Origin of the sequence: Cohnella sp., assembly GCF_041640265.1 — a bacterium.
In the GTDB taxonomy this organism is placed as follows: domain Bacteria; phylum Bacillota; class Bacilli; order Paenibacillales; family Paenibacillaceae; genus Cohnella.
On the sequence record NZ_JBEQAP010000002.1, the window covers coordinates 12,707 to 36,892 of the forward strand.

22 protein-coding genes and 1 riboswitch are annotated in these 24,186 nt (G+C 46.6%); of the genes, 12 read left to right on the plus strand and 10 right to left on the minus strand.

Annotation, left to right across the window (positions count from 1 at the left end; translation table 11 throughout):
* The first annotated feature begins 133 nt into the window (after positions 1-133).
* On the plus strand, positions 134-1,276 hold the full coding sequence (locus ACESLK_RS01980; protein WP_372661436.1) for an aminotransferase class I/II-fold pyridoxal phosphate-dependent enzyme: 1,143 nt from the start codon (positions 134-136) through the stop codon (positions 1,274-1,276).
* Here the strand turns inward: ACESLK_RS01980 and ACESLK_RS01985 are convergent.
* Both ACESLK_RS01985 and ACESLK_RS01990 read right to left on the minus strand, forming a co-directional pair.
* A complete protein-coding gene (locus ACESLK_RS01985) occupies positions 1,273-1,581 on the minus strand; it encodes a Rieske (2Fe-2S) protein (protein WP_372661439.1) in 309 nt (102 codons plus the stop codon). The two genes, ACESLK_RS01980 and ACESLK_RS01985, sit on opposite strands and share 4 nt — an antisense overlap.
* A 20-nt stretch (positions 1,582-1,601) precedes the next feature.
* Entirely contained in the window at positions 1,602-2,414 is an 813-nt protein-coding gene (locus ACESLK_RS01990) for a DUF2161 domain-containing phosphodiesterase (RefSeq protein WP_372661442.1), read from the minus strand.
* Between the two features lie 214 nt (positions 2,415-2,628).
* Here ACESLK_RS01990 and ACESLK_RS01995 point away from each other — a divergent pair, with 214 nt between their 5' ends.
* Positions 2,629-4,524 carry a PrkA family serine protein kinase gene (locus ACESLK_RS01995; RefSeq protein ID WP_372661445.1) on the plus strand — a complete coding sequence of 632 codons (1,896 nt, stop codon included), beginning with the start codon at positions 2,629-2,631 and terminating at the stop codon, positions 4,522-4,524.
* Between the two features lie 61 nt (positions 4,525-4,585).
* Here ACESLK_RS01995 and ACESLK_RS02000 read toward each other — a convergent pair whose 3' ends face one another.
* Both ACESLK_RS02000 and ACESLK_RS02005 read right to left on the minus strand, forming a co-directional pair.
* Positions 4,586-6,184 carry a glycosyl hydrolase family 18 protein gene (locus ACESLK_RS02000; protein ID WP_372661448.1) on the minus strand — a complete coding sequence of 533 codons (1,599 nt, stop codon included), beginning with the start codon at positions 6,182-6,184 and terminating at the stop codon, positions 4,586-4,588.
* Positions 6,185-6,263: 79 nt separating this feature from the next.
* Entirely contained in the window at positions 6,264-7,310 is a 1,047-nt protein-coding gene (locus ACESLK_RS02005; protein WP_372661451.1) for a sensor histidine kinase, read from the minus strand.
* A gap of 494 nt (positions 7,311-7,804) precedes the next feature.
* Between ACESLK_RS02005 and ACESLK_RS02010 the strand changes: the two genes are divergently transcribed.
* The 6 genes from ACESLK_RS02010 (at position 7,805) to ACESLK_RS02035 (ending at position 11,910) form a co-directional block, all read left to right on the plus strand.
* Complete coding sequence (locus ACESLK_RS02010) at positions 7,805-8,467, plus strand: hypothetical protein (protein WP_372661453.1); 663 nt, start codon at positions 7,805-7,807, stop codon at positions 8,465-8,467.
* On the plus strand, positions 8,448-8,978 hold the full coding sequence (locus ACESLK_RS02015; protein WP_372661456.1) for an accessory gene regulator ArgB-like protein: 531 nt from the start codon (positions 8,448-8,450) through the stop codon (positions 8,976-8,978). The genes ACESLK_RS02010 and ACESLK_RS02015 overlap by 20 nt, the downstream gene beginning before the upstream one ends.
* 4 nt (positions 8,979-8,982) lie before the next feature.
* Positions 8,983-9,102: a cyclic lactone autoinducer peptide gene (locus ACESLK_RS02020; protein ID WP_372661459.1), complete on the plus strand. Its 120-nt coding sequence runs from the start codon at positions 8,983-8,985 to the stop codon at positions 9,100-9,102.
* Positions 9,103-9,130: 28 nt separating this feature from the next.
* Positions 9,131-9,520, plus strand: coding sequence for a LytTR family transcriptional regulator DNA-binding domain-containing protein (locus tag ACESLK_RS02025; protein WP_372661462.1), 390 nt, complete (start codon positions 9,131-9,133; stop codon positions 9,518-9,520).
* Positions 9,521-9,691: 171 nt separating this feature from the next.
* Entirely contained in the window at positions 9,692-10,486 is a 795-nt protein-coding gene (locus ACESLK_RS02030) for a methyltransferase domain-containing protein (RefSeq protein WP_372661465.1), read from the plus strand.
* A gap of 77 nt (positions 10,487-10,563) precedes the next feature.
* The gene (locus ACESLK_RS02035) at positions 10,564-11,910 is read left to right on the plus strand and encodes an MATE family efflux transporter (protein ID WP_372661468.1); all 1,347 of its coding nucleotides are present in this window, start codon (positions 10,564-10,566) and stop codon (positions 11,908-11,910) included.
* A 67-nt stretch (positions 11,911-11,977) separates the two neighbouring features.
* On the opposite strand, the gene ACESLK_RS02040 is transcribed toward ACESLK_RS02035, so the two are convergent.
* Together ACESLK_RS02040 and ACESLK_RS02045 are read right to left on the minus strand one after the other, a co-directional pair.
* Positions 11,978-12,877 carry an SDR family oxidoreductase gene (locus tag ACESLK_RS02040; RefSeq protein WP_372661471.1) on the minus strand — a complete coding sequence of 300 codons (900 nt, stop codon included), beginning with the start codon at positions 12,875-12,877 and terminating at the stop codon, positions 11,978-11,980.
* Positions 12,878-12,929: 52 nt separating this feature from the next.
* A complete protein-coding gene (locus tag ACESLK_RS02045) occupies positions 12,930-14,339 on the minus strand; it encodes a SpoVR family protein (protein WP_372661474.1) in 1,410 nt (469 codons plus the stop codon).
* A gap of 179 nt (positions 14,340-14,518) precedes the next feature.
* On the opposite strand from ACESLK_RS02045, the gene helD reads away from it, so the two are divergent.
* Together helD and recQ are read left to right on the plus strand one after the other, a co-directional pair.
* Entirely contained in the window at positions 14,519-16,861 is a 2,343-nt protein-coding gene (gene helD / locus ACESLK_RS02050) for an RNA polymerase recycling motor HelD (protein ID WP_372661477.1), read from the plus strand.
* 40 nt (positions 16,862-16,901) lie between these two features.
* Complete coding sequence (gene recQ, locus ACESLK_RS02055) at positions 16,902-18,719, plus strand: DNA helicase RecQ (protein ID WP_372661480.1); 1,818 nt, start codon at positions 16,902-16,904, stop codon at positions 18,717-18,719.
* Between the two features lie 352 nt (positions 18,720-19,071).
* Here recQ and ACESLK_RS02060 read toward each other — a convergent pair whose 3' ends face one another.
* The 4 genes from ACESLK_RS02060 to ACESLK_RS02075 all read right to left on the minus strand — a co-directional run bounded on the left by ACESLK_RS02060 (position 19,072) and on the right by ACESLK_RS02075 (position 23,016).
* Positions 19,072-20,406, minus strand: a complete 1,335-nt coding sequence (locus tag ACESLK_RS02060) for an immunoglobulin-like domain-containing protein (protein ID WP_372661483.1) — start codon at positions 20,404-20,406, stop codon at positions 19,072-19,074.
* A 161-nt stretch (positions 20,407-20,567) separates the two neighbouring features.
* Positions 20,568-21,176 (minus strand): 3'-5' exonuclease, encoded by a 609-nt coding sequence (locus ACESLK_RS02065; RefSeq protein ID WP_372661486.1) that lies wholly within the window; start codon positions 21,174-21,176, stop codon positions 20,568-20,570.
* A gap of 17 nt (positions 21,177-21,193) precedes the next feature.
* Complete coding sequence (locus ACESLK_RS02070; protein ID WP_372661488.1) at positions 21,194-22,108, minus strand: TIGR03943 family putative permease subunit; 915 nt, start codon at positions 22,106-22,108, stop codon at positions 21,194-21,196.
* Entirely contained in the window at positions 22,105-23,016 is a 912-nt protein-coding gene (locus ACESLK_RS02075) for a permease (RefSeq protein WP_372661491.1), read from the minus strand. Before ACESLK_RS02075 ends, ACESLK_RS02070 begins: the two co-directional genes overlap by 4 nt.
* A gap of 69 nt (positions 23,017-23,085) precedes the next feature.
* Between ACESLK_RS02075 and ACESLK_RS02080 the strand changes: the two genes are divergently transcribed.
* Positions 23,086-23,250 carry a hypothetical protein gene (locus tag ACESLK_RS02080; RefSeq protein WP_372661494.1) on the plus strand — a complete coding sequence of 55 codons (165 nt, stop codon included), beginning with the start codon at positions 23,086-23,088 and terminating at the stop codon, positions 23,248-23,250.
* Between the two features lie 22 nt (positions 23,251-23,272).
* Positions 23,273-23,716 (plus strand): Uma2 family endonuclease, encoded by a 444-nt coding sequence (locus ACESLK_RS02085; protein ID WP_372661497.1) that lies wholly within the window; start codon positions 23,273-23,275, stop codon positions 23,714-23,716.
* A 91-nt stretch (positions 23,717-23,807) separates the two neighbouring features.
* Positions 23,808-24,002: riboswitch (cobalamin riboswitch) on the plus strand.
* Positions 24,003-24,186 lie beyond the last annotated feature (184 nt).

Genomic DNA, 24,186 nt, shown 5'->3' on the forward strand with positions numbered 1-24,186 from the left:
TGTACCTGTTATTTTGTTTGCCGCGTTCTGTGTTTCCGTAAAAATTTTAATTTGATTAATTGAGGAGGATTTGTTATTCGCAATGCAGGCATATAAATAATGAAGGCCAAGATCGTCGAGGGGAGGGATCGCCTTGAGTTCAATCATTAATTGGATGGGTGGATGGCCTAAGGAAGGTTTGGTTTCCTGGGCTGATTGGGAGGAGCGAGTGGAAGCTGCGTCTGCTTCAGGTGTGACGACAGTAGAGGCAATACATCATGGGTCAAGTCCGAATAGACAGGAGAGCCGTGGTGAAGAGAAGCTTCGAACGCAATTGGCACAGGGATTGTTAAAGGGGAAGACAGGAGGGAATAGCGGCCAGATCATTATAACGCATGGAGCAGATGGTGCAATCAACTGGCTCTTGGAAAATGTGCTCGTGCGTGGAGACACGATATTGACCGAAAGGCTTACTTCCAGAACCTCGCTGCAAGCATTTCGCAAAGCAGGCATGCAAGTAGAGGCGGTGGAGGGAGATCGAAGGGGGATGGACCCTGAGGCTTTAACGAACGCTTTATATCGATATCGTCCCAGAATGGTGTATATTTCTCCATCCTGCACGGATCCAGAAGGGGTCAACTGGAGCCAGGAAAACAAATTGGCTGTTCATCACAGATGCAGAGAAGCCGGAGTTCTGCTTGTTACCGATGATCGGCAGGAGATGCTCTTATATCATTCGGATGAGCAACGTTCGCACAAAAGAATGGAGCCGGGAACACTCTCTATCGGCCAGCTCCCGCCGGGTCTAATTGCTGGTTTACGTATGGGTTGGATTGTGGGAACTCCTGAATTGCTTTACACAAAACCAGCAGAGAAAAATTTCCGCAATGACATATTTGTTAATGTTTTGGAGCAACGAGCGTTATCTCAGTTTATAGAGGAGCAGCCTTTGGAGCCGTTAATCGAAATGCTCAGGATTCAATGCAAAGAGAGAATGAGAAGAATGACAGAGCAATTGGAACAGAAACGTCTTACGGATCTGAATTGGGTTCAACCTAAAGGAGGGCCGCATCTATGGATCAGCCTGCCGTCCGGATTGGAAGGGGAGTTGCTGCTTCGTGGGGCTTGGTTAAAAGGGTTGATTTTCCAGCCGGGAGCCCCGTTTTACGTAAGTGATCCGAAAAGCAATACGGTAAGAATCACGCATGCTTTTGCTGATGATCGGGAAATGAAGCTCGGCGTGACAAAGTTAGTAGAGAGTATCGAGGAATTCACCGGTCGATGGTCTCAAAGCTAGTGGTTATGTCCAACCGCATACAGAAGGTTTTCTCGGAGCTCGACTTTACGTTGCATAAGTTTTTCGTCAGGATCGTTCAGGCATACTCCATTCTCAGAGTTAAACGTCCAAAAATGAAGCGGACAGAATAGGACGTCATTCAGCGGACGAATCTCTCCTCCGGCATGTGGACAAATAGCCAATAGCAAGCGATATTCACCTTCGGTTGTCCGGACAAGCCAATAAGGAATATCCTCTAAGATAACTTCCGCTGGGAATTGCGGGAAGGATTCCATGGGACCCAGCTCAATTTCTAATGGGTTCATAAATGACCGTCTCCTAAACACTAGTTTACTTCCGAGCTTATCCGCTGTTTGGCCCACGGGAACTGATTCACCCATACCGCAGTAACTTCTGTATATTCTTGAAGAGCAGCTAGGCCTGATGGAGATAGCTCGTATACGCCTTTGATGACACGAGTAAACCAACCATAATAATTGCTGCGAAGGAGTGCACCCGCTGTAGGGCAATTTGTCCAATCTCTTACCTGACGGGGGGAGGATGGACCGTGACAGTGCAGCGCAAGTGCACATTGGATTGCTTTCTCTCGATAAGCAGTCACTAGCTTCCGTTTCGAGCTTCCGCCGATGTTATAATCGCCGCTTCGTGCTGTGAACTCCTTCTTTAGCCGCGTGAGTCCTGCTTTTTGACGCCCGCCTTCTGCTGTCTGATAAGATTGCGCAGATTCTGCTGCTTGAATGAAGTCAACTATGGATGACCTGGGGGTTTTTCCTATTGGTTCACACCAAACGTCAATGACGGGTGTTTTCGTTTTGTAGAAGGTGACGGTAAGGAAACCAAGGTTTAATCGGCGGCAGAGCGCTGTCAGTTCATTAAAGCGTTGGTTGTGTGCGCCTTTTTTGGTACGGTTGCGCTCCACAGCCAGCCAAACGTTTCCGCCGGTTTTCTGACGGTCGATGCCTTGCAGCAGCAAGGGTAAAGTAAAAGTTTTTTTCATTTCAACAATAGTTGGCTCAGGTTGGTTCTCTTGAAAGGCAACAAGATCGCAGCCGCGGATTTCAGCTTTGACTTCATAACCCCGTCCCGCGAAAAAATTCTTGATCGGCGGGTACAGCTCAGTCTCGAATTTAACGGCCAATGACCCAACCTCCTTAAGCCTCCGCAGCACCGAATAGAATAACGTCATTATAGCATAAGCAACGAAAAGGACGTCTCTTTGGCTCCATTTTTAATGTGATATTTCCATGATTATAGAATGTAAAAGCAATGTTAGGTCAAATTCTCCGATCTGCCCGCATAGGTATGTAATACGTTCAGTGATGGGTAGAGAAAGAGAGCGAGGAGGAATCGGCATGGACATCTTCAGTCGGATCTCTGAATATCGAGCCGAAAGTGAGAAGCTGCATTGGTCAGGTACTTTTCGGGATTATATCGATCTACTTAGCCGTGACAATACTCCGGCGATGACCGCACATGCCCGGGTTTACGACATGATCGTTTCTCACGGGGTGGAGGAGAGAGGCGGTAATAAAAAATATAATTTTTTCAATTCCGAGATTTTTGGATTGGACCAGACGATGGAGAAGCTGGTGGAAGAGTATTTTCATTCTGCAGCTAGACGACTTGATGTCCGGAAGAGAATATTGCTGTTGATGGGCCCTGTAAGCGGAGGGAAGTCAACGATCGTCACATTGCTCAAAAAAGGATTGGAGCAATATTCCCGCACCCAGAGAGGTGCAATCTATGCGATTAAAGGATGCCCGATGCAGGAGGATCCCCTTCATCTGATTCCAAGCGAGCTGCGCTCAGAGGTGGAGAAGGAATTAGGTGTGCGTATTGAGGGTGATTTGTGCCCTTCCTGCCAAATGCGTCTGCGTACAGAATTCGACGGGGATATTGAGAAGGTGCCTATTGAACGGGTTCTCATCTCGGAGAAAAATCGGGTAGGTATCGGCACGTTCAGTCCTTCGGATCCTAAGTCCCAGGATATCGCGGATTTGACAGGCAGCATTGACTTCTCGACCATTACAGAATTCGGTTCGGAATCAGATCCTCGGGCTTACCGTTTCGACGGTGAATTAAATAAGGCCAACCGGGGGTTAATGGAATTTCAGGAGATGCTTAAATGCGATGAGAAGTTTCTATGGAATCTACTCTCACTGACTCAGGAAGGTAACTTTAAGGCGGGAAGGTTTGCCTTGATTAGCGCGGATGAATTGATCGTCGCCCATACGAATGAATCGGAGTATAAAGCGTTTATTTCCAACAAGAAGAACGAAGCCCTGCAATCCCGTATGATCGTCATGCCGGTACCTTATAATCTGAGGGTATCGGAAGAAGAAAAAATTTATACGAAGCTGATCGGGCAATCGGATATGAATCACATCCACATAGCTCCTCATGCCCTGCGTGCGGCAGCTATCTTCTCCATTCTGACGAGATTAAAGGAATCGAAAAAACAAGGTATGGATTTGGTCAAAAAAATGCGTATGTACGACGGAGAAGAGGTTGAGGGTTACAAAGAAGCGGATTTAAAGGAAATGCAGAACGAGTTTGTTGAAGAGGGTATGTCTGGAATCGATCCTCGTTATGTTATCAATCGGATTTCCAGCGCACTCATTAAGCATAATATTCCCTGTATTAACGCCTTGGATGTATTACGTGCGTTAAAAGACGGACTTGATCAGCATCCTTCGATTACGAGGGAGGAGCGGGAGAAGGATTTGAACTTCATATCCGTTGCCCGCAAGGAATACGATAACCTTGCTAAGAAAGAGATTCAGAAGGCTTTCGTCTATTCCTTCGAGGAATCGGCGCGAACGTTGTTCGAGAATTATCTTGATAATATCGAATCCTACTGTAACTGGTCGAAGATTAAAGATCCGCTCACGGGAGAAGAGATGGACCCAGACGAACGGCTAATGAGGTCGATCGAAGAACAGATCGGCGTTTCTGAAAATGCAAAAAAAGCTTTCCGCGAAGAGATACTTATCCGGATATCCGCCTATTCTCGTAAGGGAAAGAAGTTCGACTACAGTATGCATGACCGGTTGAGGGAAGCGATCGAGAAGAAGCTGTTCACCGATCTTAAGGACATAGTGAAGATTACCACGTCGACCAAAACGCCGGATGAAAGTCAACTAAAACGTATTAACGAGGTCACCAAACGGCTAATAGATGAGCATGGTTATTGTCCGGTATGCGCGAATGAGCTGCTTCGGTATGTAGGGAGCTTATTAAATCGGTAACATAGTGCAGCACGATAAAAAAAGCACCTGCGAAGGTGCTTTTTGTCGTATGCTGGATCGCTTATTTTAATGATTGATAAAGCTTACTCTGCAACGTATGGTTGAAGTCTTGGTTAATTTCCCAGAACATGGCGCCTCCAAGTCCTTTGGACTTGATATATTTGGCTTTGTAAGCAATAGACTCCGGATCTTCGTAAGTGATAAAAGTACCGGTCGATTTGTTTAAAAGCCAAGGCACTTTGGCTGTGTTGCTCCAATAACGCACAAACCCCTTACCATTGATCCAACCTTGGTTCTCAAGGTTACCATACTCGTGTATGCCATCCGCCAATACACCGTCTGCAACCCCTTTACACGATTGATACAAACCTTGGTTGGTGATATCACAGCCCGTCCAGCTGCGTCCGTAAAGCGGTATGCCGAGTATGAGCTTGTTCGCAGGGATTCCGGCTTTCAAGTAGGTGTATATAGTGGAATTGATATTCCCTTTTGCATTGTAGGCAACCGGATCCTTTGGATCCATGTATAGCGGCGCTTGATGATTGCTGACGTTCTCCCAATCCCCGTGAAAATCATAGGTCATTAGGTTGACCCAATCTAAGTGCTTGGCGATTTGATCCATTTCAGTATTCTGCACATATCCGGGAAAAGCACCGCCTGCAATAGTTAGCAGATAGGTTTTACCGTCTTCCTTCTGAGCGGTATTCAGTTTTTCTCGAATTTCCTTCAGAAAAAGAGTGAAATTCTGTTTATCTGAGGGTCTCTTGGTATTGCTGGCAAGGCCGCCTGATACCGGGTATTCCCAATCAAGGTCCACTCCGTCAAAGCTATAATCGCGGATAAATTGCACGGCACTGTCAGCGAACTTGGCACGGGAGCTAGCGGTCAGTGCAATATCAGAAAATTGTCCCGACCAAGTCCAGCCTCCAACGCTAATTAACGTTTTTAGGTGCGGATTTGCTTTCTTCAGCTTTTGCAGCTGGTTGAAGTTCCCTTTCAGGCAACTATTATCGGAGCAGTCTCCGGGGAATGGCTTCTGGGTATCAGCCCATGGATCTCCCAGCACGATTTTGCCCTCTTTAATATTTGCGAATGCATAATTGATATGAGTGATTTTAGATGCATCGATTCCTGAAACATCATAATTCTGATAAGTTCCCCAAGAAGAATAATAAGCGATAATCTTGTATGAATGGTAAGAAGTCGCGGGCGTATTGTTCGCTGAGCTACTCTCGATCGCGATTGTGTTCGTTGCAGCGTTCCAAGACACCTTATGACCAGTGATATCCGCAATGGGCCGTAGAGGGAGGAACAAGGTGGCGCCGACCTTCATGGGAGCAGCTGCTAAAGTAACTTTCCTGCTGTTAACATACGCGGTCATGCTATTCACTTCCATGTCAATGACAAGAGCTGTCTTGGACAGTCGGAACTTCGTATTGTTTATCCAATGAATCTGAAAACCTAGCGGTTTAATAAACGGTCGTGTCTCTGCATAAGTTGTACCTTTTCTAGAAATCGGCTTCTGTCCGAATACGATGGCTTGATCATTATAAGTAACACGAACTACGCTTTCAGCACTCCCATAGGGCATGGAAACTGTGGAAAAGCCGATGAAAGTAAGCAATAAGATAAGGAAACTCTTCAATAATCGTTTATTCACTGTCTACTCTCTCCTCTGAAACTAGCAAGTTGTTACTTGTTATTCTCAGGGAAGTTGTAGATGTAAGTAAAGCTGAACATTATGGAAATGAAGCTTCTGGTAGAGTTACTCGGAATAAGATACTTCCCTTGTTATCCTCGGAATGCACCTCGACCTCACCCTTGTAATGCCTCACGCGTTCTAATATAATCGCTAATCCGAGGCCAGAGTGATTCTCTCCCTTAGTCGAATAGCCTGGGAGAAAGATGCGCTCTCGATCTTCGGATTCCAGCTTTCGCCCGTTGTTGGATACGTCAATTTGAATGGTTTTGTTCTCTAATAGGACAGTGATGTGCACCTTGCGCTCTTTAATGGGAAGAAGCTCTGTTTCATCGAATGCGTTGTCTACGAGATTACCCATTATTTTAATAATATCAATGATCTTGATAGACGATTCTTGAACATTCCAATGATCCGGCAGCTCATAAGTGAAGGGGATCCCTCTGCCAATGGCGACCGTCATTTTGGCACGGACAAAAGCAGCCAGCGCGGGAGAAGCATGATGGACGAGCTCGCTGACCTCATGCGTTTCTTTTACAAGGTCCGTAACATAAGCCTCTAACTGTTCCGTCTTGCCCATCTGGACCATCGAGTGAATAACCTGAACATGATTCAGAAAGTCATGCCGCTGTCCGCGTATGGACGTGAACATGTTGTTGATGTCTTCCAAGTAAACCTCTTGGGTTACGCGAATAGCTTGCTCCCGGGTGCGGATTAAAAGGCGAAGAATGACTACAAAGGCAAACAAACTCACTGCGATAATTATGTAAATTAAGATAGCGGTAACTAACGGCTTATTAGGATCATTTGTTGTTTGGACAAATAATAGTGCACCAATTAATACAAACTGCAAGGTAATAAGTGAGAGTACTTTGGTTAATGTGCTGCGGTCACCTTCCATGACGATAGAGAACAATCGTTTTGCAGAAAACAAATTACGTTTGCGGATAAACCACGATACTGTAAATAAAATTACAATTTGTGGATAAATAATCGTAATTGCTTCAAATAAATAGTCCCGAATCAAATCCTCATGAGATGGAACTCCTAAGACATGGATACATATAATTGCAACAATAATATCCATAAAGATTGCTACTAAAAATATGAAGAAAAGAAGGTAGATCTTTTGCTTAGTCTTTAAATCACGAAAGAGAAAGAACATGAGAATAGTTGAGGCTAAAATAGAGTTAATAAGATGCAGATGGAATGGGAGGATTAGAATAAAAATATCTGTATAAATAGAGTGAATAAAGGCATATATAGCAAGTCTCTTAATTAATTTTGGGGGTTGCACTTCTAAAAATGAAAAGCAAAATAATAAAAAAACAAAGGCTTGTGGCTGTGCAACCAAAATATCCAGTTTAAGAAATTCAATAAAAGTATCCATGTGTATGGGGTCTCCCAAGATATTAAAATGTATATACTACTTTATACCATTAATAATAGGGAATAAGATTCATTATTTAGATATATAACAAAAATAATAAAAAAATTTGGATACGTTTTCTCAAAAAAATGATAGAATAGGGTTAGTAATTCAATATTTTAGATGTATTTTGGACGGAGGAGCACTACATAATGAATTTTGCTGGTTTCCTGTTCTTCTCAAGTCTTGAGTATTTTTCATTATTCTGTTTAATGCTAGTGTTGTTTCGCTTTGAAGTAAAAGACAATTTAATTAAATTCGGAGTATTCTCGTTAGTGCTGTGCTTTGTTTCAAATACACTTCAGATGGAATCACTTCAAACCGTATCCCCTCTTATTCATATTTCTTTATATATATTTTTCTTTATCTTTTTTTTAAGAATCCATGTGTTGAATGCTGCGATCATGGCAGTTACAGGGCAGGTTGTTTTCTTTATTGTTCAAACGATTCTTATTGTTTTGGTTTTGCAATTAGGGTTGCTAGAAGAAATCGCCCCTTATACGAAAAATGCTTTTATTATTCAAGCCGCTACAGCATTTACTATGTTCATGATCGCGTTGGTTACTTATTTTCAAAAGGGCGGGTTCAGCTTCATCGATAATAGCAGCAAGTTTAAACGTAAAAGAATATTCGTCAAAGAGAACAGACTCTTCATTATTTTCTTTACATTATCCGTTATTGTTACTGTCTGGGCTAATTTACTATTTTTAATTTCAAAAAAACCTCCTTTTCTATTCATATCATTTTTTTTATTCATCGTCTTGGTTGGCTTAATCTATACATCTATGAAAAGAGATGGGACAAAAAATGGTTGAAGCTATGGCGCTTCGATTAGCTGAAGCAATCAAACGAATAGAACCTGACAGGACGGCAAGTATTGCGGTCATGAAGTTTTCGATTGAAGTACTTATGAATACTTTAATTACTCTCTTCTTTATTAGCATAGTAGGTTTCTTAACTGGAGCTTTCGGAAAGACAATGCTAGGACTTGGGGCTTTTGTTTTACTAAGATTTTTCTCCGGAGGATTGCACCTTAGTAAAGCAATTCATTGCTCATTTCTTTCAGTTATTTTAATTTCCATCGCTCCCCACATTCCTTTGTCGAATACAGGAATCCTGATCATCGGCGGGGCTAATCTTATTCTGATTCTTGCATTCGCCCCGTCTAATATTGAAGGACATGCGCGCATACCGAACAAATACTTTCCTTTATTGAAGCTTGTTTCTGCTCTAATTGTTTCTATAAATTTTGTGTTTTTAAGCTCTACCATAGTAATGGTTCAACTGTTTCAGGCTATTTCAACAATTAACTTTAAAAGGAGGTGATTTCATGAAAAGAGGAGTAATTATTGTGCTTTCCAAGGTACTAGCACTTATTGCTGTTGTTTTTGTAAGCACCGCTTCCGGAGCCTACCTTCATCGTCCAGAAATTCCAGCAGAATTGAAGTAGTATCAGATTATGAATGGGGGATGACGACATGACCCAACAACTCCGTTTGCTCGACCGTGATGGCAATCCATGCACCATTAATACTGAGGATCTGATCGCGATTAAACCGACGGCGGATGGTCCTGAGTTCTATACAAAGGACGGCATGTATTTCTATCCCTCGACAATGGAAGAAATGCTTTTAATGTACAAGGATATGGGATTCGAGCGTCTTGACCGAACGAATATGGTTAATATGAATCATGTCAAGGCTTTTGATCCAAAAGCACGCAAGGTTTACTTTGATTATCCATGGAACGAAAGCAGCAAGTTTGCCACTGTGTCCGAAGCAAATGTTAGCAAAGTCACTCATCTGGCCAAAGAAGACAAGGCAAAGTACAAAATGATTCCGAAACCATCGTTGTTCTGGAAAAAGTAAGCTAATCAGACATATAGGATCACAAGCCAAGCCGCCGAGGTTTGGTTTTTTATTTGCCGCCATCGTAGATAGGTAAAAGCTATCGTGTAAATAGTTTTTATATATTTAACTAATAACTCTCATCGTGGTATAACTTACCTATCGAGTTATAACACGAGGGGGAAATGAACAATGAATGATCAAAAACAAATGCAGAAAATACATTGGGAGGCAAATGATTACGATGAATCTATGAGCTTCGTATCTCGTTTCGGAGATGATTTAATCGGCTTGCTTAATCCGCAAGTTGGCGAGAGAATCGTAGATTTTGGGTGCGGCACTGGGGATTTGGCTGCTCAAATTGCAGTTAAGGGTGCTCAGGTGCTAGGAATCGATATTTCCCCGGAAATGGTCGAAAGAGCTCGAGAGAAATATCCCGGGCTGACATTTGAATGTGCGGACGGAATGAATTGGAATGTTGATCAGAAATATGATGCTGTATTCAGCAATGCCGCCCTTCATTGGATGAAGGATGCTGAAGCAGCAATTGCCAGCATGACAGGCGGCTTGAAGCCGGGAGGAAGATTGGTTGCCGAGTTCGGTGGATATCTTAATGTAGCGGATATTATTTATGCAGTCAAGGAAACTTTAACGGTATTTGGTCGTGAGAACATGTTCGTAATGCCATGGTATTTCCCAACTATCGGCGAGTACACATTATTGCTCGAGAAAGCAGGAATGGAAGTTCGCAGTGCAATCCTCTTCGATCGGCCAACAAGGCTCGAGGGTGGTGATCACGGCATGAGAGATTGGCTTGAAATGTTCGGAACGGCGATGTTCCCACAAGTAGATCAGGCAGAGGCGGCAACCTGGATAGAAGAAGCTGTCGAGCGTTTGAAGCCCAAACAATACGATCAGGGGGTTTGGACGGCGGATTATCGGCGGATCCGTATCCATGCTGTAATACCAAAAACGAATAAAACATAGACCTCCCTGAGCATTGACTTAAAGGACCAACACGCGCAGAATGGGAACATCATAGTCAGCAGGGACGGTTATACAACATGAAACTTCTTAAAAGCTGGTATCTTATTCTCGTACTAGCCCTCCCATCTTTATTCGCGTTTGCGACACAGACATTAACCGGTACGATTAATCTCATCATGGTGGGTGACCTGGGGTTTGTGGTCATTGCGGTGGTTGGGGTTTCCAATATTATTATGTATAATGTGTTTGCTATTTTCTCCGGAATCGGTCATTCCGTGAATTATCTGGTTGCGCAGAATTTCGGAGCTAAAGAAATGCGCAAGGGGATGCAACGGACCTACCTGGCGCTCATCGTCAGCTTGGCAGTCGCTTTATTCATCGCCTTAGCGGGTTGGATTGGTAGCGATGCCGTGTTAAAGTTGACGGGCGGCTCAGAAAAATTATTGGCAACCGGAAATGCATATTTGGAGCTCCGTTTCTACGCGATGTCGTTCGGGATTATCAGCTTTGTCTTTCATGGCTTCTTCCGCGGTGTTGGTAATACTCGAATATCCATGGTCGTGTCTATTGTGGCAAACGTTCTTATGATTGTATTAACCTACGGACTTACCTATGGTCATTGGGGATTACCGGAACTGGGGATCATTGGAGCTGGATATGCCATCCTCATTGGCGAAGCCGTGCAGCTTGTGATCTGCTTGATCGTATTCTGGGGGCCGATGCATCGACGTTTCCAAACAAGGGAAATACAGAAGCCGGATTGGCTTGAGCTGAAGCTCATTTCGCGTGAAAGCGGGAAATTGGGACTGCAAGAATTCTCGATGAGTGTTTCGATGTATATCTTTACCATATTCGTACTTACACTAGGTGATTTGGCGGCAGCGGCAAATGAGGTAGCTCTCAGCGTGATGTCGTTCGGGTTCATGCCTGCTTTTGCCTTTGGCTCTACGGCAACCATTCTCGTGGGGCAGGAGATTGGGCAAGGGAAGCCTCGTCAAGCCAAGCTGGCAGGGACAAATACGGCGATATTGGGGACCATCTTCTTAATTGCTCTTGGAACGGCTGAGTTAATCTGGGCGGAGCCGATTGCGAGATTGTATAGCGATGACCCAGGCGTATATGAATTAGCGGCGTATCTGATCACGGTATCTGCATATTTACAGATTTTCGATGGATTTTATAACTTCTATGCCGGAGGGCTAAGAGGGATTGGCGATACGACCTTCCTAATGCGATCCTCCTTCGTGTTGAGCTTATTTATGTTCGTACCGCTGACTTACTTGTTTGTTATGGTGTTAGATTGGGGCAGCATTGGTGCGTGGCTTGCGCTCTACTCGTTTCTCATCGCATTAGGATTAGCTGTGATGATCCGCTACTACCGAACGGATTTTAATTCTGTAAGGTTGAAGCAAGCGCAGGCGTAATGATTATGGACAAAATAAATCTGGCCGTTCTCCCAATGGAGAATGGCCAGATTTGTCTAGGCTATTATTAACCGTTAACGACTTCACCGCCATTGACATGCATCACTTGGCCAGCCATATATGAGGAATCCGAGCTAGCTAAATAGACGTATGCCGGTGCTAGCTCATCCGGCTGGCCAGCTCGTTTCATCGGGGAGTCTGCTCCGAACTTCGCGACCTGCTGAGCGTCGAAGGTGGAAGGAATCAGCGGCGTCCAGATCGGACCGGGCGCTACGGCGTTCACTCGTATACCTTGTTCGATGACGTTCATCGCGAGAGATCGGGTGAAAGCGACTTGAGCGCCTTTGGTGGATGAATAATCAATTAAGGTAGGACTGCCGCGATAGGCGGTTACGGAAGTTGTGTTAATAATCGTTGATCCTGATTTCAGATGAGGGATTGCCGCTTGCGAAAGATAGAACATGCCGAAGACGTTCGTACGGAACGTTCTTTCCAGCTGTTGAGGCGTAATCTGCTCCAGCTTATCCTGCGGATGCTGCTCGGCAGCATTGTTGACGACGATATCCAGTCGCCCTAAGGTGCTGATGGTTTTGTCGACGGATTGCTTGCAGAAGTTAGGGTCTCCGATGTCACCTGCAAGGAGCAAGCACTGCCTTCCCTCGGCTTCTACTTGTTTCTTGGTTTCCTGCGCGTCGACGTCCTCGTTCAAGTAAATAATCGCGACGTCTGCACCTTCCTTGGCATATGCGATCGATACCGCACGCCCAATCCCGCTATCTCCGCCGCTGATGATAGCTGCCTTGCCCTTCAGCTTGCCGGCAGGCAGATAAACGGGGGATTCCGCTTCAGGCAGCGGATTCATGTCCTTCTCTAAACCGGGCTGACGATCCTGATGCTGAGGGGGAAATGAGCTTGGATGCTGCACGGCTACTTCACTCGATAGGTTGGGTGATTGATTTGGATTCATAATAGAATCTCTCCTTTCCTTATAGGAATAGGTTAAACCAATCTCCTTAGTCCTACACATTTTTACGCGAGGTTTTTTTACCGTCGCAGCTGAACAGGACTCTCTTATCATCTGAAATCGTCTCCAGATGGACCTGCTTTCCCCACAACTGCACCAAGTAAGGAAGCGTGCGCTCAACATATTTCAAATCAAGCTCGGTTCCTTCGAAGCGGTGTGTGATATATAACTCGCCTTTACGCTGCCAATCCCCGTCTGTTACCTCCAAGTACGGAAACCCTCCATTCACGCGCATGAACACAAGCTGATCACGGACTGTTTCCCAAGCCTTCTCTGTGATCTTCCACTCTTGTCCTTTCTTCTCGAATATATAAAGGTCGAGCTCATCCGTTAGTTGCTTTGTTAAGTAATTGCGCATGAAGGAAGGATCGGAATCCAGCTCGCGAACCTCGAAGATTTTCTCCTGACCGAATCTTTTCTCGATATCCTCGAACATTTTGAGACCAAGGTAATAGGGGTTGATGGAATGGCGTGAAGGCTGGACAACAGCGGAATTGAGCTTGGCATATTCGATCGTCTCTTCGCTTGTCAGCGGGAGCTCCCGCATGATTTTCTGGTGCCAGTAGGAAGCCCAGCCTTCGTTCATGATTTTCGTCTCAATCTGAGGCCAGAAGTATAGCATTTCCTCACGTAGAATGCTCATTATGTCACGCTGCCAGTCCTCCATTGCAGGGGAGAACTCCTGAATGAACCAAACGAGATCCTTCTCCGGATTGAGTGGGAATCTGCGGGCTTCAGCGGGTATTTGTGCTTGTTGGTTAGAGCGGTTGCTGTCCTCGAAGCTCTCCAAATCCCAGAGATCCTCATAAGGGGATAAGGAAGGTTTTGCACTCCGGTCTTTGGCTTTATCCCGTTTAAGCTGCAGCTCCATGTAATGTTTTTTGTCTAAGCCATAGGGTCTATGAAGCCCCGGATCGATATGCTCCTGAATCGCCAAAACCGCATCGAGGAATCGCTCGACCTGAGGTGCTCCATACTCAATCTCGTACTGGCTGATTCTCTCGGCCGCTGCCGACATGCTCTCCACCATATTGCGATTGGAGATTGAGAAACGGGCGTTGTTCTTGAAGAAATCGCAATGCGCCAGAACGTGGGCGACGATAAGCTTATTCTGGACTAAGGAATTACCGTCGAGTAAGAAGGCATAGCAGGGGTTGGAGTTGATGACAAGCTCGTAGATTTTACTTAAGCCAAGGTCATACTGCATCTTCATCTTGTTGAAGGTTTTACCGAAGCTCCAATGGCTGAAGCGAGTTGGCATCCCGTAAGCGCCGAATGTATAGATGATGTCCGATGGACAAATCTCGTAGCGCATCGGGTAGAAATCAAGGCCGAAGCCTTTTGCGATTTCCGTTATTTCCGAAATGGCGTATTCTAATTCCCGTTGTTCGTCTTCGTGCGGCATGCTCTGTCAAGCCCCCAGTCCTAAACAAAGATTTCACCATCTTATTTATATGTGGGAACTAGCTGGAGCGTGAATACATTATTTTGAGGGAACTATAAATCAGCTCTAAGGGTTGCGCTCGCAAAGTGTGCATGATACAACATAGAATACGAAGGTTTGTGTAAGGAGTGGAAACAACAATGATCGAAATGGATACGCCTCGCGATGAGGAAGAGAAAAGGCTGCTTGAAGTGCTCGAGCAGGTTAGCCGGCGCATGCGTAAGGAGCTGTCTTTGCTCGGAGATCGTAGAGAAGACGTCGTTGGGATTCGTAAGGAATTCTGGGATGACGTGCGGATGAGCTTCTCCGACTCGACGGAGGTCGGGGAGACGTGGAGCAGCATCACCCAGCAGGTTGAACTGCTTGCCGAGAGGGAGCGCAGTCACCGGGTTGCTTCGGAAACAGTAGATAAATTGACTAGGCAGTTTGACTCGCCTTATTTTGCAAGGATCGATTTCGCGGAAAAGGGCAGTGAAACCGAAGTTATCTATATAGGTCGTGCTTCTCTTGTCGGCGAGGATGGGGAGACGTTCTTCGTCTACGATTGGCGCGCGCCGGTATCAAGTTTGTTCTATGATCATGAGCCGGGTCTGGCTTCGTATCGTATACCGGATGGAGAGAGGGTTGGGGAGCTGAAGCTTAAGCGGCAGTTCGTGATTCGAGGCGGACAGCTGAAGCATTTATTCGATACTTCCGAGACGGTTGGAGACGAGATTCTGCAGGCGGTATTATCCGAAGGCTCTGATACGTCTATGAAAAGCATCGTGGCTACAATACAGAAAGAACAGAACCAGATTATCCGGGATGAAAAACACCGACTGCTGGTCGTGCAAGGTGCGGCGGGGAGCGGGAAAACGTCGGCGGCGTTGCAGCGGATTGCGTATCTGCTCTATCGATTCCGGCAGACGTTAACCCAGGATCAGATCATTCTGTTCTCTCCCAACCCGGTGTTCAAAGGCTATATCTCTCGTGTGCTGCCTGATCTGGGCGAAGCGAATATGCGGCAGATGACTTTCCGGGAGCTGATAGAAGCGAGGTTAGGCCGCAGGTTTGAGGTGGAGGATCTCTTCGCGCAGACAGAAGCATTGGCCGCCGAAGACGGAATTCCTGAAGGTGAAGCGAGGGAGCTGGCAGTTCGCTATAAGGGTTCTGAGCATTTCTTTATTACGGTAGAGAGTTACCTGAAACGATTGGAGCAGGAAGGCGTTCGATTCCATCCACTCCGTTATCGAACTGAAATGATCGTATCTCCTGAGGAGATGTCCGAGCGATTCTATAGTGTGCGAGCGTCAGAAGGCTTCGGAGTACGTGCATCCAAATTACGCAGATGGCTGCTTGAACGCTTGAAAAGCTGGGTGGAATCCCAGCTTGACGAGACTTGGGTGGAAGAAGCGGCCGAGCTTGTTGACGGTGAGGAAATTCAGCGCGCTTATGTAGATGTTCGGCGAAGCGGCGGCTTTCATGATGAAGCCTTCGATGATGAGGAGCAAATGAGCGCCAGGCTGCGCCGAAGGGTTGCGGAGGAGGCCATTGCTCCGCTGACGAAGGCGGTTCGCAGCTTTCGATTTCTAGATGCCGTAACGACATACAGAGAGCTGTTCGAGAGCCGGACGCTGTTCAGTGCTTGCTCCCCCGACAATAAGCTTCCGGCAGGCTGGGAGTGGATGTCTCAGCGTGCCGAAGAGACGATGGGGCGCAAAAAAATTGACCATGAGGATGCCACTCCGCTCATGTATGTTCTAGAGGGCTTAGAAGGCTTTCGTCGCGTTGAAGGCGATATTCTGCATGTTTTCGTGGATGAGGCGCAGGATTATTCGCCGTTCCAAGCCGCTTATCTGCGGCGGAGATATCCTCGCGCACGGCTGACGGTACTGGGAGATTTCAATCAAGCGATCTATATTCAATCTCAGGAGAGCGGCGGATTCAGCGGCTGGACGAGATTGATGGCGCCGGAGGAGACGTCGGTGCTGCGGTTGACGACAAGCTATCGGTCGACGGAGCCGATCGTTGAATATACGAAGGGTATATTGGCACCGGAGGATGCAGCTGAGATTATGCCGTTCCAGCGCAAAGGGGAGGAGCCGAAGGTTGTGCCTTGTCGAGATGGCTCGCAGCTGGGAAAGCTGATCGCGGCGGACATTAATGCTTTGCTGGCACAAGGCCACGGGACAATCGGTGTCATTACGAAGACGGCACATGAGACGGGCAACGCTTCAGCTTTACTGAAGGAGCAATTGCCGGACGAAGTGCCAGTTACGCTCGTAACGGGAGGTTCAGCCGAGCTGCCGAAGGGTGTATCGGTGCTGCCATCCTATTTAGCCAAAGGAATAGAGTTCGATGCCGTACTTGTATGGGATGCTTCTGCCTCTAACTACGGCAAGGAGAAGGATCGCAAGCTGCTTTACACCGTCTGTACGCGGGCGTTGCATATTTTACACATTTACCACATAGGCGAGGCATCGCCATGGCTTCCGGGTAATTGATATATGCTTAGAATGATTAACAACTCTCAAGGAGGTTGAAATGAATCCAGCAGCGATAGAGGCTTTACGGACTTATTACGGTTATGATCAGTTTCGCAGCGGGCAGAGCACGTTAATTGAAGCGATTCTATCCGGCAAGGATGTACTTGGAATAATGCCGACTGGAGCGGGTAAATCGATTTGTTACCAAATACCGGCGATTCTGCTTCCCGGGGTAACAATCGTGATTTCGCCGCTTATCTCGCTTATGAAAGACCAGGTAGATGCACTTAATGCAGCCGGCATAGAAGCGACGTTTATTAATAGCTCACTGTCTGGAAGAGAGACGAATGAACGAATGCGGAATGTAGCTGAAGGCCATTACAAGCTGCTTTATGTTGCTCCGGAGCGGCTGGAATCCGAGCATTTCCGCGAGCTCGTGAGAGAGCTTGAGGTACCGCTTGTGGCTGTGGACGAGGCCCATTGCGTATCGCAATGGGGCCACGATTTCCGTCCGAGCTATATGACAATTATCCGCTTATTGCGCGATATTCACCCGCGCCCGGTCATGGCTGCCTTCACGGCTACGGCAACGGATGTGGTGAAGGATGATATCGTAGATCGGTTGAAGCTGCAAGCTCCAGTACGGGTGACTACGGGTTATGCGCGTGAGAACCTTGCCTTGAACGTTGTTCGCAATGCGGACAAGCGCGAGTATGTTGCAAGGTTTATCCAAGATCATCCCGGGCAATCCGGTATTATCTATGCATCGACCCGCCGTGAGGTGGAAAGTGTTCAAGCATTTGTCAGCGGACTCGGAGTGCCTGCGGGGAAGTATCATGCAGGTCTTAGCGAAGAAGAGCGGGGACGGACTCAGGATGCTTTTCAGCGGGACGATCTGCAGGTCGTGGTGGCGACAAATGCTTTCGGTATGGGAATCGACAAGTCCAATGTAAGATTTGTGATCCACAACAATATGCCGAAAAACCTCGAGGCTTATTACCAGGAAGCGGGCCGCGCAGGGCGTGATGGGGACCCGGGAGAATGCGTATTGCTCTTCTCTCCTCAAGATGTGGTGACCCAGAAGTTCTTCATCGAGCAGAGTGAAGCGGATGAGGAGCGGAAGAGAAATGATTATCGTCTGCTTAACGAAATGGTGCAATATTCTCATACCGGGGATTGCCTGCAGCGCACGATTGTCCGCTATTTCGGAGAAGAAGATAGCGAGCCCTGCGGGACCTGTGCCAATTGTACGGATCAGCGCGAGCAGAAGGACGTAACGGAGCAAGCAAAGCTTGTATTTGCATGTATATCGGAGATGCGTCAGCGATTCGGAGTCACTCTCACGGCGAAGGTACTGCGGGGTGCAAACGATGCAAAGGTGCGGCAGTTTGGTTTCGATAGACTCATGACTTATGGCCGGATGAGAAAGACGCCGGAGAAGGAAGTCGTACAGCTTATTCACTCGCTGGTAGCGGACGGATATTTGCGAATGTCAGATACGGCTTATCCTGTGATCCAGCTTACGGAGCAGGTGCGCGAAGTGATGTCCGGCGAGGAGAAGGTTTACCAAAGGGTGGAGCCGGCAGCTCCGCCGACTATCCGCAGCAGCCGAGCATCTTCTTCGCGTTCAGCGAGTTCAGAAACTTCAGCTCTTCGCAATCCCGATCTGTTTGACGCGTTGCGTCGGCTTCGCAAGACAATTGCGGATGAGGAGAACATGCCTCCTTTTGTTATTTTTCACGATGCCACGCTTCGAGAAATGTGTAACGTGATGCCGACCAGCGAGAAAGCGATGAGAGCGGTCAAAGGAATTGGAGAGGCTAAATATATCAAGTATGGCAGGGCGTTTCTGGAGCTTATCCAACAGCATAATTAAAAGGGCTGATAGTGTCTTAGAGAATTTGGGGTAAAAGTGCTTCTAATATCAAGGGTTCAACCGATAAATCATGATTTACTTGCTTTCATACCACTAATTTGACGCCAAAAACCTAATTCGGGGTACATGGGGGTTATTAGTAGCACTTGCGCTACTAGTTGATCTTTAATGAGCTATTGGGATTGAATTTCTGGTAGTTTTGCCGCTACTTAAACAACTTGGTAGTAGCCTCAAGTTTAATATAGGGGTCTTGCTAATTTAGAGAATGTATAACAAATAGAGGGGTGTCCCATAAGATCATACTCTTATGGGACATCCCTCTATTTGTTTTCAATTATTCGCGATATTTTCATTAAGGTAATTGCTTTACCGTAACCGTGAATGCTTTCGTATCGACGGAAGCATTGCTGATGATAACGGCAGATAAAGTCACCGTCTTGTCGCCGGTTCCAGCCGCTGGACGAATGACCGTCCCGTTGTCGGCGATAATTGCGGTATTGCTGCTGTACCAGACGATCGTGGAACCATTCACGCCAACGACTGGTAACGAAAGCTTTAAGGTCACGCTTCCGGAGGTATCGGTTCCGCTAAATCCGATTTGGAGCGCCGCTTTGTCCGCAGCCATTTTCTGAGCGTCGGTAAGCTGTTGCTTGACGACTACGCTGAACGTTTTCAAATCCGATACACCGTTGCTTGTGATCGTAGCGATTAGAGTTACGTAAATATCGCCTTGTCCAGCAGCTGGACGAGTTACAGTCTTCCCGTCATTAGAAATAGCGGCAGGAGCGCTGGACACCCATGTGATTGTCGACCCGTTAACTCCTAACGTTGGCAGCGTCAGCTTGGAGGTTACGCTGCCCGCTGATTCGCCTTCCGTGAAGGTAATCGACAGAGCGGCTTTATCGGCCGCTACTTTATCCGCATCGTTAAGTTGTTGTTTTACGACTAGCGTAAACAATTTGGTATCCGTAACACCGTTGCTTTTTATCCTTGCAATCATGGTAACCACAGCATCCCCTTGACCGATAACCGGACGGATTACGGTCTTTCCGTCATTGGAGATAATGGCCGGGTTACTGGAAATCCACGAAATGACAGACCCGTTAGCGCCTTTCGCCGGGAGCGTCAGCGGTGAAGTGACAAAGCTGGTATCGTCGCTTCCACCGAATCCTATGGCAAGTGCAGCTTTGTCGGCTATTACGATTTGCGCGTCGGTGAGCTTTGCTTTAACAGTAACTTCGAACACTTTCGTTGTCGTAATATTGTTTTTTGTAATCGTTGCTGTCAATAAGACTTTGACATCACTGTTAGTCGAAGGAACTACCGTCTTTCCATCGTTGGAGATCACAGCCGTATTGCTGGAGGTCCATGTGATCGTGGAGCCGTATTTCCCCGTTATTGCCAACTTCAATGCCTGCGTTACGCTGGATAACGTGTCGCTTCCGCCGAATCCAATGGCAAGTGCAGCTTTATCTGATGCTACGATTTGTTCGTCGGTTTTAACCTCTGGCTGCTTTTCTTTTTCTTTAAGCTTCTTCTTTTCCAGCGCACGTTTGATCGCCGCTCTGGCTTTCGGATTTTTGACATGTTCCAAGGCGTTCTCAAGGCCGGTCTTTTTCTCTGCGGATACGGATACAGATGCGGAAGTGGATGCGGATACGAGCTTATTGTTCTCCGACTTTGCCATAGCCGTATTCGCAGCTACGAGTGATAGTGCCAAAAATGATAGTATTGCAAATTGGGTTTTCTTCATACGATTTAACCTACCTTTCGTGATATAGGAGAGTTCACTACAAATATTCGAAAGGATAGGTAAATTTTGGGGGGTGGCCCAAAATTTATTTGAGATTACGCATACTTAATTTCAACTGGAACAACACTCGCATGCTGGGGATACCACTTGGGTGTTCCGTATTTTTTCATATAACCAAGCACGTTCAAGTCACTCTCTACGCTCTGCTCCTCGTTCATTTTCTCTATCAGCTTCCAGCAAGCATAGACATCGTTAAGCGAACGATGTGCGCCTTCAAGCTCGATGAGGTAACGGCTGCACATGTCCTTCAGGTTATGGGGATAGGGATGGCGGTTTCGACAGATGGTTAATGTATCGAGAAAGGAATTAGTGAAGGACCGATTCGCCAGTCTCAGTAAAGCATTATGTAGAAAGCTCAGGTCGAACATAGCGTTATGTGCAACGATGATACTATCCCCGATAATCCGGTTCAGGATCCGGAAGGCGGTCTCCTCGTCCATTCCGTTCACCAGCTCATCGGAAGTGATTCCTGTTATCTCGGTTATTTTGGCAGGGAGGACGCCGTCAAAGCGGACAAGCGTATTAAACTGGCTTACAATCTCCCCGCCATAACATCGTATGGCGGCCATCTCGATGACACGATCGCGTGTCGGATCCAATCCGCTCGTCTCGAAGTCGAGTACGGTTATGTTATCTAATAGCAAGATAAAGTCCTCCTCTATTAATAAATACGATATACGTAAGGATCCTCAGGCACGGGGATCGACTCCCATGAGGTAACCTTGAGCACGGGAATCGTCTGCTTGAACGGTTGATAGAGCTCTGAAGAGAGCTTTCCCGTCACGTGTACCCATTCGTCATCTTTAAGGACGGTCCCCTTCGGAAAATCAACCAGCATCCCGAAAACGCCCGAATCCGCCGCGCAGTGAATGAAGCCGAACCGGAAGATGAAGTAATGCTCGCCATCGACCTGCTCGCCCTTATAGGCAAAACCATCGAAGGATATCGTTCTCCCCATAAAATCGCCGGGAAAATTGTAGATGACCTCCATGCCTTTCATATAATTCTGATCGTTAAGGTCGATAGCTCCAGGTTTCATAAATTCGGAGAGTTCTTTGTTCTTGATCATTTCGTAGCCATCTGCTCCGTAGAACACGCTAGAGTCTGGCTTCAGAAATTGATGCTGGCCCGGATTATCTTCCGATATGGCGCTATCCATGCCTGGGAAGGAAAAGCCCTTGGCTTTCACAAAGCTTGAATCGAGCGTCTGCACGGGCAGGAAGATTCCTGTGATGATTGGGAAGCTAAGGATCAGGTAACCGATCGTGCGCCTGAAAGCGGACTTTGAACCATGAGAATGGCCGTGGTCATCATGCGCATCATGAGTATGATCATGGTCATGGTCATGCGAAGAATTATGGTGCTCATGGTGGCGATCAAGACTATTGGCTCTCTTCTCCGCTTGTTCAAGGCGATACAATCTCACAATCTCGACGATGCTTAGTAATGATAGAATCACGATAGCGCTAATCGAAAGATAGGCGTATTTAGTATTAATGTATTTGTTCAGTTCACCTTTAGAGTGTATGAGCGCAAACATAAGGGCAAAGCCAATCATAATGTAGAACCGAATCATCCGACCAACCTCCCAACAATTAAAGATCCGATCAGCGTGGTGACGGTGACAAGAGCAATGAGCACAACGACGAATTTCCCTCGGAACGAGCCTAGCAGCATCAAGGTATTCTTAATATCGATCATCGGCCCGAAGACAAGGAAAGCGGACAAGGCCCCCATCGAGAAGGTGCTACGGAAGGATGAAGCGATGAAAGCATCCGCTTCCGAGCACAGCGACATCGTAAAAGCCAGACCCATCATGACGAGGGAAGCCATTACCGGATTGCTGCCGAGACTTAGCAAGGATGATGTCGGAATGAATGTTTGCATACAAGCTGCAATGAACGCTCCAAGTACCAGATATTTGCCAACGGAGAAGAACTCCTCGATTGCATGCATGAGCACCGACCCCAGCCTAGGGATGACAGGTTTGCGATTGACAGGTGCCGCGGGTTGCTCCAAGGCTGCGGCAATCTGCTGCTCCGAATCCGCCATTTTAAGAGGAAGCACCGGGAACAAAAGGGCTATCGACATCGACACGACCAGGGCAACAACGAACGCCATTCCGGCCCGAATAGCCACGACTCTCCAATCATTGCCGAAAGCAATAAACGTGGAAAATAAAACGATCGGGTTGACGATCGGACCCGTGAGCATAAAAGCGATACCCGCGTTAAGAGGCACTCCTTTGTTCAGCAGGCGACGGGTAATCGGCACAATGCCGCATTCGCAGGAAGGGAACAATATCCCAGCACTGCACCCAAACAAGGAGGCGAGGAATCGGTTCCTGGGCATAATGCGGGCAATCCAACGTTCTGTGATGAAGGATTGAATGAAGCCGGAGATCAATACACCTAGCAATACGAAAGGAATAGCCTCCATGATCATACTTAGGAATATCGTATTCATTTGCAGAAAAGTTTTCATTATTTTGCACCTACTAGCTTTGAGGTTAAGTCTAGATTAACATATCATATCGCTGAAATCCTCAATAAGATGGAGTATAATATTAACATTAAGGGACTGCTGGGAGAAGGAGTGATTATCTTGAGTTCGTCCAAGCCGCGTCAAACGACCGACCGATCATCGAAAGTCAAGGAGCAGCAAAGCGATTACGAAACGCCGGAGCGTTACGAGATCATAGGGGGGGGTCCGTTATGATTTTCTATCTTCTCCTAAGTATGTGCATCAGAAGATATTAACTAATTTATACATCTCCATTCACGGCGGTTGCCGCTATGATGGCGAGATCCTATTAGCTCCTATGGATGTTCATTTCGATACGGAAAATATCGTGCAGCCGGATTTGATCTTTATCGCCAAGGATAACCTTAACATTATCCGCGATGGTTTTGTATTCGGCGTTCCAGAGCTTTTGGTGGAAATTCTATCGAAAAGCACAGGAAAAAGAGACAAGACGATCAAGAAAGCATTATATGAAAGATTCGGAGTTAAGGAGTTTTGGCTCATTGATCCCGGATATCAAACAGTAGATCAATTCGTGCTAGAGAAAAGCGGTTATCGCCTTGCGGCAACGTTGACTGAAGGTGACTTGATCGGTTCACCCACTGTTCCTTGCTTATCCGTCGATCTTGGTCAGATTTTTCCGGAGGATGAAAGGGATTAATATCATAACCAGAAAACATCTGATAACCCCCGCTTCTCTTTTTAATACGATTAAACTATAATGCAAGAAGAGATATTCGCTTGACCAATTGAATAATTTACAGCCTGTAGGTGCCTTTTGCACGATTTGTGCGGAAGGTTAAAAGGGAAGCCGGTGTAAATCCGGCGCGGTCCCGCCACTGTATATCGGGGATAACCTCGCAAGTCCACTGTTCCGCAAGGAATGGGAAGGAGAGGAAGTCATCTAACCCGTAAGCCAGGAAACCTGCCTACTCGGCTTCGCCAACGAACATCCTTCGCGGAAAAGGACTGGCCGAATCAGGATATTTAATAGATTCAATCTGCAACTTTTGAATTCCCCCTGATCTGCTGACCCCTTGTTTCCTAGTGGAGACAAGGGGTTTTTCTCGTTAAATGGCGCTCTGCCGGTAAAGAGATTTGATCGTTCAAGCCCTTCTCTACAAACTACAT